The organism is Streptomyces sp. NBC_00659 (assembly GCF_036226925.1).
GTDB lineage: Bacteria > Actinomycetota > Actinomycetes > Streptomycetales > Streptomycetaceae > Streptomyces.
Window position 1 is genome coordinate 694,458 of the sequence record NZ_CP109031.1, and the last position, 16,045, is coordinate 710,502.

12 protein-coding genes are annotated in these 16,045 nt (G+C 70.0%); 5 read left to right on the top strand and 7 right to left on the bottom strand.

Going from position 1 to position 16,045, the window contains the following annotated elements:
- Window positions 1-87: 87 nt before the first annotated feature.
- Both OG410_RS02840 and OG410_RS02845 read right to left on the bottom strand, forming a co-directional pair.
- Window positions 88-1,797, bottom strand: coding sequence for a PASTA domain-containing protein (locus tag OG410_RS02840; protein ID WP_329297622.1), 1,710 nt, complete (start codon window positions 1,795-1,797; stop codon window positions 88-90).
- A 125-nt stretch (window positions 1,798-1,922) separates the two neighbouring features.
- Window positions 1,923-2,672 carry a YoaK family protein gene (locus tag OG410_RS02845; protein ID WP_329297623.1) on the bottom strand — a complete coding sequence of 250 codons (750 nt, stop codon included), beginning with the start codon at window positions 2,670-2,672 and terminating at the stop codon, window positions 1,923-1,925.
- A 1,182-nt stretch (window positions 2,673-3,854) separates the two neighbouring features.
- Here OG410_RS02845 and OG410_RS02850 point away from each other — a divergent pair.
- Both OG410_RS02850 and OG410_RS02855 read left to right on the top strand, forming a co-directional pair.
- Window positions 3,855-4,346, top strand: coding sequence for a hypothetical protein (locus OG410_RS02850; RefSeq protein WP_329297624.1), 492 nt, complete (start codon window positions 3,855-3,857; stop codon window positions 4,344-4,346).
- 720 nt (window positions 4,347-5,066) lie between these two features.
- Window positions 5,067-5,618: a YciI family protein gene (locus tag OG410_RS02855; protein ID WP_329297625.1), complete on the top strand. Its 552-nt coding sequence runs from the start codon at window positions 5,067-5,069 to the stop codon at window positions 5,616-5,618.
- A 21-nt stretch (window positions 5,619-5,639) separates the two neighbouring features.
- Here the strand turns inward: OG410_RS02855 and OG410_RS02860 are convergent, their stop codons facing one another.
- Window positions 5,640-6,668 (bottom strand): helix-turn-helix domain-containing protein, encoded by a 1,029-nt coding sequence (locus OG410_RS02860; RefSeq protein WP_329297626.1) that lies wholly within the window; start codon window positions 6,666-6,668, stop codon window positions 5,640-5,642.
- Between the two features lie 68 nt (window positions 6,669-6,736).
- Here OG410_RS02860 and OG410_RS02865 point away from each other — a divergent pair, with 68 nt between their 5' ends.
- Window positions 6,737-7,960 (top strand): MFS transporter, encoded by a 1,224-nt coding sequence (locus OG410_RS02865; protein WP_329297627.1) that lies wholly within the window; start codon window positions 6,737-6,739, stop codon window positions 7,958-7,960.
- Between the two features lie 297 nt (window positions 7,961-8,257).
- Window positions 8,258-9,451, top strand: a complete 1,194-nt coding sequence (locus OG410_RS02870; protein WP_329297628.1) for a cytochrome P450 — start codon at window positions 8,258-8,260, stop codon at window positions 9,449-9,451.
- Window positions 9,452-9,524: 73 nt separating this feature from the next.
- Here the strand turns inward: OG410_RS02870 and OG410_RS02875 are convergent, their stop codons facing one another.
- The 4 genes from OG410_RS02875 to OG410_RS02890 all read right to left on the bottom strand — a co-directional run bounded on the left by OG410_RS02875 (window position 9,525) and on the right by OG410_RS02890 (window position 15,307).
- Entirely contained in the window at window positions 9,525-10,400 is an 876-nt protein-coding gene (locus OG410_RS02875) for a Cof-type HAD-IIB family hydrolase (protein ID WP_329304002.1), read from the bottom strand.
- Between the two features lie 40 nt (window positions 10,401-10,440).
- Complete coding sequence (locus tag OG410_RS02880) at window positions 10,441-11,583, bottom strand: ROK family transcriptional regulator (protein WP_329297629.1); 1,143 nt, start codon at window positions 11,581-11,583, stop codon at window positions 10,441-10,443.
- Window positions 11,584-11,868: 285 nt separating this feature from the next.
- Window positions 11,869-13,809: a lamin tail domain-containing protein gene (locus OG410_RS02885; protein WP_329297630.1), complete on the bottom strand. Its 1,941-nt coding sequence runs from the start codon at window positions 13,807-13,809 to the stop codon at window positions 11,869-11,871.
- Between the two features lie 253 nt (window positions 13,810-14,062).
- Complete coding sequence (locus tag OG410_RS02890) at window positions 14,063-15,307, bottom strand: cytochrome P450 family protein (RefSeq protein WP_329297631.1); 1,245 nt, start codon at window positions 15,305-15,307, stop codon at window positions 14,063-14,065.
- 190 nt (window positions 15,308-15,497) lie between these two features.
- Between OG410_RS02890 and OG410_RS02895 the strand changes: the two genes are divergently transcribed.
- Window positions 15,498-15,956, top strand: coding sequence for a TIGR03618 family F420-dependent PPOX class oxidoreductase (locus OG410_RS02895; RefSeq protein WP_329297632.1), 459 nt, complete (start codon window positions 15,498-15,500; stop codon window positions 15,954-15,956).
- Window positions 15,957-16,045: the final 89 nt, after the last annotated feature.

Consider the following 16,045-nt stretch of genomic DNA (forward strand, 5'->3'; position numbering starts at 1 on the left):
GGCTGAACTGCCGGTTTCCGGCAACATGGGATGCTCACGGGGCCGGCCCCCGACCAGCCGGAGCCACGGCCCGACGGGCGCTCCCGATCAGCCGGAGTTGTAGCCCCAACGGGCCTGACCGTCCCTGCCCATGAAGCACTTCGCGGGGCGGCCGTCGGCCGTGGTCGCGGTGGCACCCACAGGAGAGCAGTACTGCCCGAACCCGACGCCGGACCCGCCGCCCGTGCCGCCCGTGCCGCCCGTGCCGCCGGTGGTTCCGCCCGAGGTCCCGGAGGAGCCGCCCGCGGAACCACCACTCACCGCGCCGCCTCCTGCCGTGCCGCCCGCCGTGGCGGAGCCGCTCGTGCCCCCGGTACCCGGTTTCGGCTCGGGTCTGGGCTTCGGCTTCGGTTTGGGCTTCGGCTTCGGCTTCGGGCTGGGCTTCGGGCTGGGCTCGGTGCAGGAGTCACCAGGACCGATCAGCCACAGGTCCGCCCGGGTCGAGAGCAGAACCTCGCGGTCGGGTGCCGGCTGCTGGCGGCACACCCGCCAGTCGTCCACGTCCCGGGAACCGTGGTCGAGACGCTCACCCGTGTGCGCGTGCAAGGCGGCCGTGTACACGAACCCCAGGTCGTCCACGGCACGTGAGGCCTCGCCGAAACTTTCGCCCCGGAGGTCCGGCATGACGATCCGTCGGGGGCCGAGCAGCCGCGTGGGGCACGCCTCCTGCTCGGGGACCGCGTAGAGCGTCAGCACCCTGACAGCCGGGCGGACCGTTTCCTTTCGGGAGGGCGCCTGGAAGCAGACCCGCCAGCCGGGCGCCGAATGCTTCACCGGCCTGAAGGACGAGGAGGCATCGACCGTCGTCACGGCCATCCAGGACTGGCGTCGCGCGTCCGCGACGGCCGTGGTGAGCGCCGTTCCCTTGAAGTCCCGTACCGCCACGGGGCCGTCGGCGCCTGCCCGGGCCGGTGTCTCGTGTCCCGCGCCCCAGGCGGCGGAGACCATCGTCATCGCGACCATGGAGGCGAGGATGGGGCGTCTGCGGGCCCAGGCCCATACCCGGGCTCGGCCGTGGGGGCGTACGACGGAGCCGGCGGGCAGCATCTCGCCCGTCTCCGCGAGCAGTTCCCCCTTCGGGTCGAGCGTGGACCCGTGCAGTTTGTACTCCTTGCCGTCGACGACGATGACGGTGGAGTCGAGGATGCCGTGCTCCCGGCGAAGGATGGACACGGGCTCGGGCACCCGGGTCGCCTTGGGGGCCATGAGGCTGCGGAGCAGCACGAGTCCACGCCCGGTGAGTGCGGCGTAGCCCCAGCCGCAGTGGTAGAGGGACCGCACGGATTCACCGGGTCCGAGTTCCGCGAGCAGTGCCTTCTTGTGGTCGGCGGGCAGCGACAGCTTCTCCCCGGCGACGACCGCGGCCAGGCGCGGATCATCGGCGGTGGAGGCCTGCCCCACGTTCCCGGTCCCCGGCAGAAGGTCGCCGGACGGGTCGATCAGCGAACCCCACACGGTGATCCGTCGCCCCTCCACGGACACGTCCACGCGTGACGCGGCCCCGTGCGCGGGGCGCATGACCACCAGAGGCCGGTCGACCCGCGCGGGCGTCTCCCCGTTCAGGAGGATGAGCGCGTCGGTGGTGAGCGCGGCGTATCCCAGCCCCTGGTGGTAGAGCGCGATCACCCTCTCCCTGGACCCGAGCGTACGGAGCAGGGCGTCGGCCTGGCGGAGGGGAAGGGGGACGATCTCGCGGGCGGCCACCTCGGCGGTGCGCGGGTCGTCACGCAGCCGACGCTGCGCGGGGGTTGGGGACATAGGCGGAGAATAGCCGCTGTCGATCTTCGGCAGAAACTCCGCTCCATGAACCGATGCAGGGCTGTGACCTGCACAGATGATGCCGCCTCGCCGGAACGCGAAGCAAAGCTGTCCGGGAGAGGACGTCAGCCGATCAGTTCCGGCGCGAGCCGGTGATACCGCACCAGGAGCACGTTGAGCGCCGCGATGATCAGGACCGCGGCGGCGATGGCGAGCAACGCGCGGCCCGTCCCCCACGGCGTGATGAGCGTGCCGAGGGCGCCGCCCACGAAGATGCCGCCGACGGTGGCGACGAGCCGGGGACGGATCGTGTGCCGTTCCGGTGTCGCGGGGACGGCTCCGGTGAGGCCGTGGATGAGGCGGACCAGCGACACCTGGACGAGCAAGGTGGGCATACCGGGAACAGCGGCGCGCAGTGCGGTGTCCGCGCGCAGTCCCATGGCGAAGCCGACGATGGCGATGACCAGGTTGTCCGGGTCCTCGGCGAGCGAGCCGGAACCGTGCCTCCACAGCGCTGTCGCGCCCGCGAGCGCCAGCAGTACCCCTTCCGCCGCCAGCGCGGCCGCGAACCAGTGCCGGTGGTGTGCGACGAGACCCTTGGTGGTCAGGGCGCCGGCCAGGGCACCGAGGACGAAGGCGACCAGGGCGATCGCTGGGCGGGCCACCGACACCTGTCCCTCACCGGCTACGGCGAAGGACAGGAAGAGCACGTTGCCCGTGGCCAGGGCGGTGAAGACGTGGCCCATGGTCAGGAAGCTGACCGCGTCGGCCGCGCCCGCCAGGACGGTGAGGGTCGCCATGACGACGGTCCGTTGGCGTTCGCGTCGTTCGGCGGACGGCAGCGGTGGCGGTGGCGGTGCGGATTCTTCACTCATGTGGTCAGTCTCGACACCGGCGGCTCCACAGTCGCGGAGTCGGGTCCGACACGCGCCGGCCGTGCCGCCAATGGACGGCGCGCCGGGGCCCGCCGTCGGCGTGCGCGCGCTGTGCAAGGGCCCGGCTTTCCGTACCCCTCCTATGCTGCTCACCCACTGATCGCCGAGACGAGGGAGACCAGGAGCTGACAACTCTCCTGCGCGGCATCGACCACATCACCGACTCCGCCCCCCTTGGACCGCTGGCCTGGCGGGCTCGGATTCAGCAGTACCGGGCCACACTTCGGTACTGGTGGTGCGGGACGCCAGCGGCCGCTCACAGCGCAGGGAGCACCAACCGGAGCGGAGCCGGGAGCCGGGAGCCGTAGCATGCATGTGATTCCTTTGCGGTAACGACCGGGGGACACACGGTGTCAGGGATGACGCGTAGAACATCCATAGCGGTGGTCGGCTGCCTTGTACTCGCTGGTTGCACCTCCACCAGTTCCCCTTCACAGCCGCCCTCCCGCTCCTCGGGTAAGGCTCCTGCGCAGCCCTCCGATCCGGTCGCGGCAGAGACAACGCTCAACTGCTCGGACCCGATCGTCACCGACCGGCCCGCCGATAATCTCCACACCGTCAAAGGCGTCGTGGCACTGCCCGTGGCCAGTACAGCCGGCGCGCTGAGGGCGAACCCGGTCCACCCTCGGTCACACGCGGAGCTGTTCGCCAAACAGGGCCTGGTTGTCAGAGCAGGTCGAACATTCGATCTGGTAGTCCCGCCCGAGGAGAGGAACCGCCTGGCGATGGAGTGGGGCAGTTCGGGTCACAAGACGTGGCGTCTGCACGTGTCCTGCCCACACACGACCACCGCCGGCTGGCTCGCCTTCCCGGGCGGCTACTACGTGCCTCGCCGCGCATGCGTTTCACTGATCGTGCACTCCGCGAGCACGCAGGAACGCGTACGCATCGGCGTCGGCGTAGCCTGCTGAAGCCGTGGACCGTCCCCGCCGCGGCGGTCCCGCCCGGTGCGCAACACCGATGAGCGTGCCCCGATCCCCGGCAGCGGCCGCGCCGCCCGTCCTCGCCTTCCCCCGAGAAGAGAGTCTCCACGGGACATCACCAGGCATCGGGGTGCCAGGGTTGTGACAGGCTTCCCTCCCGAACCGGATGAGAGGGGTGACGGTCGTGTCGAGTGGCGCCGTGTCAGCGGACGATCCTGGCTGGGACCCGGACGAGCACGTGCGGTTCGCTCGTTACCGGAGGGCGTTCGACGAGGTCGCCCCGGCGAATGCTGCTTCCCTCATCGCCCGAGTACTCACCGATCCGGATAAAGCAATGGCGAACAGCGCCGTCTGCGAGTACCTCGACGGACGAGCCGCTGAACTGCTCACGGATCCCGGCTATCCTGCCTGGTGCCTGGAGATGACTGGCCCCGTCGGAGTGGACGACTTCTCCACACGGCGCCTCAATGAGTGGACCTTGCTGCGGGCGATGACCTTGAACGAGCCGTGGGACGCCGAGAACCTGCTTACGGCCTCCAACTGGCTACAGCTCCGCACCGCCGAGAAGTTCTCAGACGTGACCGTTCTGGAAGTTCTGGCCGAGAGTGGCCGCACCCGCCGCATCCGCAACATCGCCGAGTCCCGGCTGTCCGCCGCCCAGCGGTCGATGCCGGCCGGACCGGTGCGCTGAGCCCCGGGCCCTTCGGCGCGAGCCGATACAAGGGCCGGACGCTCAACCGACGTCGGGCTGCCGATCGCGGGGAAATACGTGAGGTTGAGAAACCGGACTGTTGCCGGCCATGGCAGCCGGGCACCGGAGTGCGGCCGTGGTCGCCCGTGTGGTGCTGCGATCCATCGACCTCAAACCACACGCTGTCCGTGAGGCAGCAGTGCCGACAGTCACGCACTTCCCGGGTACACAGGCGGCCATGGGTAGCCGAGTTGCTCGGCATCGTGTGAACCACCCCAGACCTGCGCAGTGGCACGGGGATCATCCGCGGTCAGTCCTGCCTCAAGTCGCTCGGCCTGGTCGGCCTGGTCGGCCTGGTCGGCCTGGTCGGCCTGGTCGGCTGGATCGTCCGCGGAGATCGGGAGAGTCATCCCGAACTGGAGCCAGGGTCGGTCCGCCTCGGTCCGGATACGGGGATGCATCAGGACGACGTGGATCCGATCGGGTTCCGTGCGGGAGGCCCAGATGGTTGCGCAGGCTCCCGATGTCCGCGTCGTTGTTCCAGACGTAGGCACACCCACAGTGCCGAACCACTCCACCTCGCGCTCGTCTTCGGCATCGGTGAGAAGACGGCCATCCGCTGCGCGGACTCCGCACGCGCGCTTCTGGGTGAGGCTGCCGAGCGGCCATCGCAGTGAAATCCGCTCGACCCGGTCACCTCGTTGAAGAGACCCTATGGGCATGGAGTTCCTCTGCTTCCACCGCGACCGGCCCGACTCCCTGCCGCTGCGCGACGAGCTACTGGAAGAGCACTGGTCATATATGGACCGGTACGCGAAGGAGATGATCGCCCGGGGCCCGACCCTCGCCGACGACGGCGACACAGCCACCGGCAGCGTGCACATCGTCGACCTGCCCGATCCCGTCGCCGCCCGCGCGTTCGCGTTCGACGAGCCGAACTACCAGGCCGGCGTCTACCGGGACGTGCTGCTGCGACGGTGGCGCAACACACTGGGGCGCACCATGTGGGACTTTTCCGGTGGCCGGACCGGTGGCAACCGGTACCTGGTGCTCGGCCTCGGCACGGGGCACGCCGCCGATCTCGCGGTCCCGCCCGCCCGGGACGAGCTGATCGCCTACGGGCCGCTGCTGTCCGACAACGGCGCCACCTGGCTGGGCACGGCGGCGCTGCTCCGGGCGCCGGACCCGGACACGGCACGCGCCATCCTGACCCCGGACCGGTACGCCGACATCGAGGTGCACAACTGGCAGTTCGGCGGGCGGCCGTCTTAACCCCAGGACGTCCGGCCGACGTTACGGCCGAAGCCCCTCGGATCTCTCAGCATCCTCGCGTTTCACCCGAACCCCCCGGGTACCGGATCCGGATGCGTCCAAGAGCACCTCCCCTGCCGCCGTCCGGACGTACAGCACCGATCGCCCCGCCCTCCGCCGCTCCACCATTCCCGCGTCGAGCAGCACACGCAGATGCCCGCCCACCGAACCCAGCGGCCGCCCGGTCACGGCGGCCAACTGGGTTGTACTCATGGGCGTCCCGAGCAGCGTCAGCAACCCGGCCCGCGCCGTCCCGATGAGCCTCCCGAGCCCGGCCGGGACGGGCCGCCTGTCGTGGTCCTCGGAGAGCACCCCCAGACACGGGTAGACGACTGCGTACCGCTCTCGCCCCTCCCACGACACCCAACTGGTCCTCGGCGTGACCGGCATGAACAGCAGCTCGGCCCCGGCGGTGATCTCCCGCGGCGGATAGGTGTTGTGATTGACCTGGAAGCGGCTGTTCCCGAGCCACCGCGTCCCCGGCTTCAGCGAGTCGAGGACTGCCGCCCAGCCGCCCTGATTGACTCGCGCGGTCCGCGCGGCCATGTCGGCGTCCATGACGCGCCGACGGCGCTCCCAGTCCGGCCGGACGGTCTCCTCCCAGACGTATGTCAGGAGCGCGGTCGCCCGCTCGGGCAGGTCGTCCCGCTCCAAGACGGAAGGGAGCGGTCCCCGCAGGGACACCCGGAGGTTGGCCCGTGCCTCCCCGCCATCGGTAGTCCGCACCCGGGCCACGGTCTCCTCGAAGCTCTCCCCGACGCGCGAGGTGGGGCAGAAGAAGTCGGCGATCCAGGATGTGCCGATGGCCGCCTGTACGAGCGGCGCGGCAGCCGGATCGGCCGCGAGATACGCACGGTAGCCGGGCAGATGCGCGCGCAGCCAGGCATCCTCGCCCGGATGGGCACCGGTCCCCGCGTACAGCAGTCTCAGGCTCGCGAAGGCCTCGGCGAACGGCGAGAGCACGAACCGGCTGCGGGCGAGGGTGTCGGTGTCGATCTGCCACAAGCCCATCCGTACGACCTTTCGCGTGTCGCCGAAACAGTACACACGGCCCCGGATACGACTGGAGACTCCGGATCATGCGCAGCTACAGATCCCTGTTCCGCACGGCGGAGTTCACCCCGTTCCTGCTCTCCTTCGCCGCTTTCGCCGCGGCCCAGACGATCGGCGGACTGGCCCTCGCCACACTGGTCTTCCGGGCCACCGGCTCCCCGTTCCTGTCGGCGGTGAGCATGTTCGGACCGCAACTGGCGCAGTTGCTGGGCGGCGCCTTCCTGCTCTCGGGCGCCGACCGACTGCCGCCGCGCGCGGTCCTGTCCGCCCTGGCGCTCTCTTTCGCGGCCGCCACGACGGTCCTGGCGCTGCCCGGTCTGCCGGTCTGGGCAGTCTTCGGCGTCGTGCTCCTGCAGGGCCTGGTCGCGTCGCTGGGCGGCGGAGTGCGCGGCGGCCTGCTGAACGAAATCTTGACCAAGGACGGCTACGTCCTGGGCCGTTCGGTATTCAACATGCTCTGGGGCCTGACGCAAATGGCCGGTTTCGCGACAGGTGGCGCGCTCCTCGCTCTCCTCTCCCCGCGGACCTGCCTGCTCCTCGCGGCGGCGCTGTACTTGCTGTCCGCCCTCGTCACCCACCTCGGCCTCACGGCCCGCCCGCCGCGCTCCGTCGGCCGCCCGTCCCTCGCGGCGACCTGGCGCGCCAACGCCCTCCTGTGGTCCTCACACCACCGCCGCCTGACGTATCTGGGCCTGTGGGTTCCCAACGGCCTCATCGTCGGCGGCGATTCGCTGTATGTCTCGTACGCCCCCGAAGCGGCCGGCATGCTCTACGCGTTCGGCGCGCTCGGGATGTTCGCGGGCGACTTGGCCGTGGGCCGTCTCGTACCGCCCGCCCTGCGCCGTCGCCTCGCGACGCCGCTGCGCCTGCTGCTCGCGGTTCCCTACCTGTTCTTCGTCCTGCAGCCGGGGGTGGCGCTGTCAGCCGTGGCGGTCACCGTCGCCTCCGTCGGCTTCGCCGCGAGCCTGGTCCTCCAGGAACGCCTGATGTCACTCACCCCCGACGACCTCGCGGGCCAGGCCCTCGGGCTGCACGCCACCGGCATGGCTGCCTTCCAAGGCATCGGCGCCCTCCTCGCGGGCACGCTGGCCCAACTGACCTCCCCGGCCACGGCGATGACACTGATGGCGGCCGCATCGGTCACCGTGACCCTGGCCCTCGCGGCACCGGGGAGGTGCGAGAAACGGCAGTCGGCCGTCCCCGGTACCCGCCCCGGCTTCCTGCCGGAACCAGCCGCCAGAGACACATGAGCTGAGCTGCCTCTTCGTCGACGGCCTTGCACAGCGCGGTTTCGAAGCCGTCATTCCATCAGGACGCCATCGACGGCAACGCCATGACCATCAACGCGCCCTGGCAGCCTCCGTCCAGACCGGGCGGAGCGCCCGTGGGGCGGCCGTAGTGAGCGCGGTCGGCGTCGAGGACGAGCCACGGGCACTGGCGGCCGAAGCACTGGCGGCAACGGCGGCCATCCTGAAGTCTGGCCGCAGGTACCTGACAGCGGGCTCCTCCCGGGAGGGGTACCGACACGACGACGGAGGCAGCATTCGATGGACCGAGCCGACGACGACGCACGGAAGATTCGCAGGGATCACACCGGACCGGGCTGCCCGATCGAACGCCGAGACGACGGCACATGGCAGGTGCGCGGCTACCCGACGGCACGCGCCGTTCTGCGCAGCACCGACACCGTACAGGCGGGTCTGGGCATCGAGACCGTCGAGAAGCTACCCGCCCGGATCCGGCGGCCCGTGCTGTACCGCGACGGGCCCGAACACCGGGAACACCGCCGTCAGACCGCCCGCTACTTCACCCCCCGCCGCGTGGACGAGCACTACCGGGAACTCACCGAACGCGTCACGCACAAGCACCTGGACACCCTGCGTACCGAGGGCGAGGCACGGCTGGAGGACCTCACCTTCGGCGTCGCGATCGACGTGGCGTGCGGGGTGATCGGCCTGACCCGCAGCAGACCCGGCATCCAGCGCCGCCTGGAGCGCTTCTTCCCCGAGGAGTTCGGCAGGCCCGGGCTGACCAGCCCGCACGGCATCTACTGGCTGCTGCGCCAGAACACCAACTGGCTGCGGATCTACCTCGCCGACGTACGCCCAGCCGTTCGCGCCCACCGCGAACGGCCCGCCGACAACCTGATTTCGCACCTGATCGCGGAGGGCTGTTCGAACCCCGAGATCCTCGGCGAGTGCCTCACCTACGCCGCTGCCGGAATGGTCACGACCCGCGAGTTCATGTGCGTCGCCGCCTGGCATCTGTTCACCGACGCTGCTCTGCGCGAGCGCTACTCGACCGGGAGCGAGACCGAACGCCTTGCGGTGATCCATGAGCTCCTTCGCCTGGAACCCGCGGTCGCCCGACTGAGCCGGCGAACCACCGGCGCCTTCGACGTCCCGGGCGCCGACGGCCCGGTCACCGTACCCGCCGGCGCGCTCGTCGACATCTACGTGGACGAGGCCAACACCGACCCGCAGGCTGTGGGCGCCGCCCCCACGGCGGTCTGCCCCGGCCGGCCGGCAACGACAGGGCGGTACGCGGCCGCCCTGTCCTTCGGAGACGGACCGCACCGCTGTCCCGGTGCCGACATCGCGATGATGGAGACCAACGTCTTCCTCGGGCACCTCTTCGCCCTCAAGGGCATCCGAATGCTCACGCCGCCCCGCGTCACGTTCCAGGACGAGATAGGGGGCTATGTGATCCGCGGACTCCGGGTGGCCGTCGACCGGGGGTGATGCCGGGCCGTCAGCACTCGTCCGGCGTCCCGGCCACGCACGCGTCCCCACGCGCCGGCCGCGTCGCCCGGTGTCAGATGTCCAGAACGCTCCTGATGGTGCGGACGACGCCGTCGTCGCTGTGCGCGGGAGCCAGGTGGCGGGCGCGGCTGATGACGGCGGGGTGGGCGTTGGCCATGGCGTACGACCAGTCGGCGGCGTCGAGCATGCCGAGATCGTTCAGATAGTCCCCGAACACCATCGTCTGGGCCGGACCGATGTTCAGGTGCTCCTGAAGCCGGCGCACGGCGACTCCCTTGTCGGCGGTGTGGTTCATGACGTCGATCCAGTGCTCGCTGGAGACGACGACCTGGTGGGTGTCGGCGAAGGACGCCAGGGCGGGCGCCGTGGTGCGCTCGATCGGCCCGAAGTCGAAGACGGCCACCTTGACGATCTCGTCGTCCACCGCGGTGGCATCGTCGACCAGGCGGTGCGCGTTGTAGTACCGGCCCACTTCATCGAGGAAGGCCTGGTCACCGCGTTCGATGTAGGCCGCGCGCTTGCCGCAGACGACGACGCCCACGTCCACACCCTCGTCCGTGAGCTGCCGGACGGACTTGACCAGGCGGGCGGCGACGGCGGGGTCGAGTGGGTCCGAGGAAACCTCCACGCCGTCACGGACGACGAACGCGCCGTTCTCCGCTATGTAGACCATGCCGTCGTCGGCGCCGACGAACAGGTGCGCCAGCGTGGCGTACTGACGTCCGCTGGCCGGACTGAAGACGACGCCCCGGCGGCGCAGCTCGGCCAGCAGGGGCCACAGCCCCTCCGGGACACGCCCGTCGGCGTCCAGCAGGGTGCCGTCCATGTCGGTGACGACGAGCCGGATGTCGGGACGAGGGGAGAAGGAAGCAGGAGCAGAGGCAGAGGCAGGGACAGGGACAGGGGCAGGGGCAGATCGCGTGGTCATCATGTTCCGGTGGGTCGGTGCGGACAGGGGCTGAGGGCGGTCACCACTGCGTGGCGGGGTGGGCGGCGCGGACGATCAGGGAACCGAGCTCCTCGACGGCACGGGAGCGTGCTCCGGCCAGCTCGGGCAGGGTCAGGGCCGCCGCGGTGACCGGGACGGAGCGTGGCGAGCGGGTCAGGTGTTCCTCGAGTGCGGCGATCAGGCGGGGGCGGGAGCCCCAGGGTCCGCCCACGACGACCGTCCGGGGGTCGGCGAGGGAGAGGGCCGCGGACAGGACACCGCCGATGGCGTGTGCCAGTGCGACGCGTACCCGGTCGGCGCCGGCGTCGGGGGCTTCCAGGATCTCCAGCAGTCTCGGCACGTCGACGGCGGTGGAGGAGGCCCGGCGCAGGCCGAGCGCGGCGAACACCTCCGTGAAGGGCATCGCCTGCCCGTCCGGCCCCGCCGTGTACAGGTGTGCGATCTCCCCGACGAGCCCGCGATGTCCGCGGCGCACGACGCCGTCGCCGACCACGGCGCAGCCGAGGCCTTCTCCGAGGTGGAGGTAGACGAAGTCGTCGACGCCCTGCACGCAGCCGTACTCGTACTCCGCGCGCGCGGCCCAGTTGACGTCGTTGTCCACCAGAACCGGGCCCGTCACCGTGCCGGCCAGGACGGCGGGCGGATCGAGCGCGCCCACCAGGAACGGGGCGTCCGGCAGGTGCACCAGTCGGCCGGTCGCCCGGTCGACGGGGTCGGCGGCGCTCACGACCGCCAGACGCAGCGGTCCGCCGTTCCGGCCGCCGAGCTGTACAGCGGCCGCGCCGAGCGCCTCGGCGACCGCTTCCTGTCCCGCGTCGGCCTGCAGCGCGGTACGGACCTGCCCGTGGGTGCGCCCGAGGGCGTCCACCGCCTCGGCGACAACACCGTGCGGGGTGATGCTCGCCACCAGGGCGGTACCGAGGTGCGGGGCGAGCGCGTAGTACGAGCCGACCCGGCCGCGCCCGGTGGTGCGCTCGCCGGTGTCGACCACGAGTCGTGCCTGCTCGAGCCGCTGGACACTCTCGGAGATGGTCGGCTTGGAGATGCCGGTCCTGGTGGCGATCTCCGCCCGGGTGAGCCGGGCGTGGGCCATCAGGACGCGCAGCACGTTCTCGTCCGTCAGGGCACGCAGCAGTTCCAGGGACGGTTTCGGTGCGGTCACACGACCATTCTAGTAAGGACTCTTTCCTAAACATGCACGCGGGCCTGCGTTGACGCACCAGGGGGTGGAGACGGCAGCCAGCCGCTCCGCGACCTGTTCGGGCCGCCAGGCGTCCGCCCACCGGGCATCGAGTTCATCCGCCGCGAGTACTACGCCACCACGGGGCACGGAGTCGGTCATCCCCACGAGCTGGTGGGGTCAGCCCACGGTGACCGCTCCAGCGGGAACCGGGCATGAGCGAGGGAGGCGGCCCCGTGAAGGAGCCGCCTCCCGTGTTCGGCACGATCAGCAGGGGAAGGTGCCGCTGTAGAGGGCGTGTCCGTACGAGGAGGTGCCGGAACCGAAGCCGTAGACTCCGTCGTCGCTCCAGACCGCCTCGCGGAACCCGTTGACGCAGGTGGAGGCCGGCGCGATCGCGAAGCCCTCCAGGTTGTCGGCCGGCATGACGGCCGGGTTCGTGTAGGTCACGTCCGGAACGATCGCGCCGGAGGCGTTGACCTTCATGAAGGTGTGGGTCTCACCGCAGGTGTTGTCGCAGGTGGCGACGAGGCGCTGGGTGCCGGCGTCGTACGTCACGTCCATCACGGAGGCCTTGCCGGTCGTGATCGTGCCGAACGTGGTGAACGTGCCGTCGGAGTTCAGACCGTAGACATGCAGCGAGCCGTCCCACTCCAGGCCGGCGAAGAACAGGCCCGACCCGTGCAGCGGGTAGTTCGCCGGGTTGTAGGCGGCACCGGTGAGCGGGTTGACCCAGCCGTTCGCGGTCAGCCAGCTGTCCGGTACGTATCCGACGCCCTCGAAGCCGAGGTTGGCGTCGTCCTTGTCACCGGTGTCGAGCTGCGGGAACTGCGAGGTCATGTCCCACTGGTGGACCGGCGTCAGCGTCGATCCGGTCGCGGCCGGGTCGAACTCCAGGATCGTGTCCTTGGGAACCGTGTTGTTGGTGTTGTCGCGCTCGGAGGTCACGTAGAGGTGGCCGTTGCTGCCGACGGTCAGGCCCTCGGAGTCCGGCTCGCCGGAGCCGCTAGCGAAGCGGATCTGCTTGCCGGTCGCGCTCCAGGTCGTGTCCGGGATCCACTTGCCGTTGCTCTTGACCAGCTTGTACAGCCAGTTCTTGTTCTTGACGGCCCACAGCACCGACGGGTTCGCCGAGTCGAACGCCAGACCGCTCACGTCCCGGCCCTCGGGGCCGGTGGACGTGGTGAACGCGCAGACGTTGTCCACGATCGTGACGTCCAGCCCGCCCGGCCATGCCGTGGTGCCCGTCGGGGTGGAACCCGTACCGGACGGCGCCTCGGGCGCGCAGCCGCTGGTGAGCGAGCCGCCACCGCCGAGCAGTTGGCCGGTCCCCGAACCGCCGCCGCCGGTGCCGCCGCCGGTGCTGCCCGAGCAGGAGTTCGCGCTGCCGAGCGTCGCGGTCGTGGCGGTCTGGAACCAGCCGGTGCCATTGGCGCAGCGCTCGTCCGACGGCTTGGCGGCGTCGGTCGTCCAGGTCACCGAGTCGATGGTGTTGCCGCTGCCGTCGACGAGGAAGACCGAGTCGTTGTCGCCCAGGCCGATGGTGGAGTTGAACGTGACGTAGCCGCCCGCGGGGATGCTGCTCGCGCTCGGCGAGGAGGACGAGACCGTCACCGCGGCGTGGGAGGTGTCGGCGTCGACGTACTTCCACGAGCCGACGCTGACCGCGCTCGTTCCGCCGTTGTACAGCTCCACGGTGTCGGAGCCGTCCGAGGTGACCTCGTTGATCCGTACCCGGCTCGCCGCCGGGATCGACGACGGGCAGCCCGAGGCGTTCGCGGCGCCGAACGTGGCCGCCGAGGTCGCGGTCGCCCACGCCCCGGCGCCGTCGCCGCCACAACGCGCCATCGCCGGCTTCGCCTTGTCGGTCGCCCACTCGACGCGGTCGACCACTGTGCCGCCGGAGGTGTAGATCGCCAGCTTGTCCGAATCACCCAGTCCCTTGGGCGAGTTGAAGGTGACGAAGCCGCCGGCCGGAATGGACGTGGAGGACGGGCTGAACGACTGCTGCGAGAAGCTGTCGTCGGACATCTTCCAGCCGCTGATACTCACCGCGGCCGAGCCGGAGTTGTACAGCTCCACCGTGTCGTTGTTCGATGAGGTGACTTCGTTGATCCGAACGTTCTGATAGCCGACCGGGTCGGCGGCGGCCGCGGGCTGAGCGGCCAGCAATCCGGTGACGAGGAGTCCTGAGAGTGTCAGGGACACGGCGCACACAGAGGCGACGCCGGCGCGTGAAGGTGAGGTAGGCACGAGGGGGAACTCTGGCCAAACGATCTTGAAACGCCGTGTACTCCGGTTGAACGGCAACTTCTGGCCACCGGAACGTCAGACATACGCCCCCAACGGCCGGGTGGCATCGTCCTCCTTGTCCCCCTGAGGCCCAGCAGTCCCCTGCATCACATGAAGAGGCTGCGCGGCGAACCCGTGACCGCCGTTCTCGTCGAGATCGCCGGTTGCTCTATCGCCGGCCGGTCTCGGAATGCACGTCCGCCTTGGCAGTACCGGTACGGACCGGAAGGGCAAGCAGACCGCGGGACCGCATCGTGGGACGCCATCGCAGTTCGGCCGGAGACACGTCCAGTGCCATGTCCGGAAAGCGGCCGAGGAGTGCGGACAGCGCGATCTCGGTTTCCATGCGGGCCAGGGGAGCGCCGAGGCAGTAGTGGATGCCGTGGCCCAGGGCGAGGTGCCCGGTGGCGTCCCGGTCGATGTCGAAGCGGTCGGGGTCGGTGAAGCGGCGCGGGTCCCGGTGGGCGGCGGCGAGGGACAGCAGAACAGTGTCGCCCGCCGGGACAGTCACCCCGCCGATGGAGATGTCCTCGGTCGGAAACCGGCGGATGGCCAGGGGTACCGGGCCGTCGTAACGAGCCAACTCCCCCACCACAGCACTCAATCGCGCGGGATCGGCCCTCAACTCGGCCAACTGCTCGGGGTGGCGAAGCAGAGTCAGGATCGCGTTCCCGATGAGATGCACGGTGTTCTCGTATCCGGCGACCAGGATGAGGAAGGCCAAGGACATCAACTCGTCCTCGTTCAGCCGGTCTTCCTCGTCGCGTACGGCAATCAGCGCGGAGAGCAGATCGTCTGCCGGGGCGGTCCGCTTGCCGGCGATGAGGCGGGTGAGGAACGACAGCATGCTGCCGACCGCTTCTTTGGCGAGGGACGGGCGCGCCGGATCGGGAGCCACGAGAGCGTCGGTCCATGACCGGAAGTCGAGCCGGTCGGCCGGGGCCACACCGAGCAGGTCGCAGATCACGGTGATCGGCAGCGGCGCGGCGTACGAGCCGATCAGGTCCGCGTGTTCGTCCGCGGCGATACGGTCGAGAAGCCGGTCGGCGGTGCGCTGGATCGGCTCGCGCAGCTGCTCGATTCGGCGCGGGGTGAAGGCCCGGGTCACCAGACGCCTGATGCGGGTGTGGTCCGGGGGGTCCATGTTGAGCAGGTTGGCGTCCAGTGCCGGTGGTAAGGCCATGCCTCGGTAGCCACCGGGCGTCGCGTTGCGCTTGTCGAGGGAGAGCCGCGGGTCGGCGAGCGCCTCACGTACGTCGTCATAGCCGGTCACCAGCCAGGCAGGCAGCCCGTCCGTCCCGGTGATCCGGTGTACGGGCCCTGCTCGGCGAAACCGCGCATAGACGGCGTAGGGATCTTCCGCGAGTGCCGTGATGTCAATTGGCGCCTGCTGAGCGGGGGTTGCATCAGTCATGTCCTGACCCTACTTGCGAATGAGCTGCGTACCTTTGATGGCCCGCCGCCGGCCGCAGTGTCAGGGGATTACGCGTCACCTGCGCGTGTCCGTCTCGGCCCGCGGGTTCAGGCGAGAGCGGCGACCAGCAGGGAGTGTTGGCGCATGGAGTCCACGAAATTGCTGGACGGTCAGGGGCGTTGGTCACTTCATGACCCAACGACCAGAGCCTCGCTCCCTGTCCGACGAAGCCCTCTCCAGCTTGCTCGGCCGGCAGCAGTTCGGAACGCTCGCCACCGTCAAACGCAGTGGCCACCCTCACCTGACAACCATGGTGTACAGCTGGGACCCCGAAGCCCGCATTGTACGGTTCTCGACCACGGCGGATAGGGTCAAAGTCCGGCACCTGCGGCGCAATCCACGGGCGGCGCTGCACGTGCCGGGCGGCGACGTGTGGTCGTTCGCCGTCGCCGAGGGCGAGACCGTGGTCTCCGAGAGCACGACCGTTCCGGGGGACGCGGTCGGGCTGGAACTGCTCGGGATGATCCCGAAGGCCGCGAGGCCCGAGGACGAGGATACGTACCTGGAGGAGTTGGTCGCCGAGCGCCGGGTGGTCATCCGGCTGAAGGTGGACCGGCTGTACGGCACGGTGCTCGACATCGACGACTAGGACATATCGGGCCGGTGCTGGTCGCAGTCACTCGTTGAGGATCTCGACCAGCACGGTCGCTTCGCAGCGGACGGCGACGTTGTCCTCTC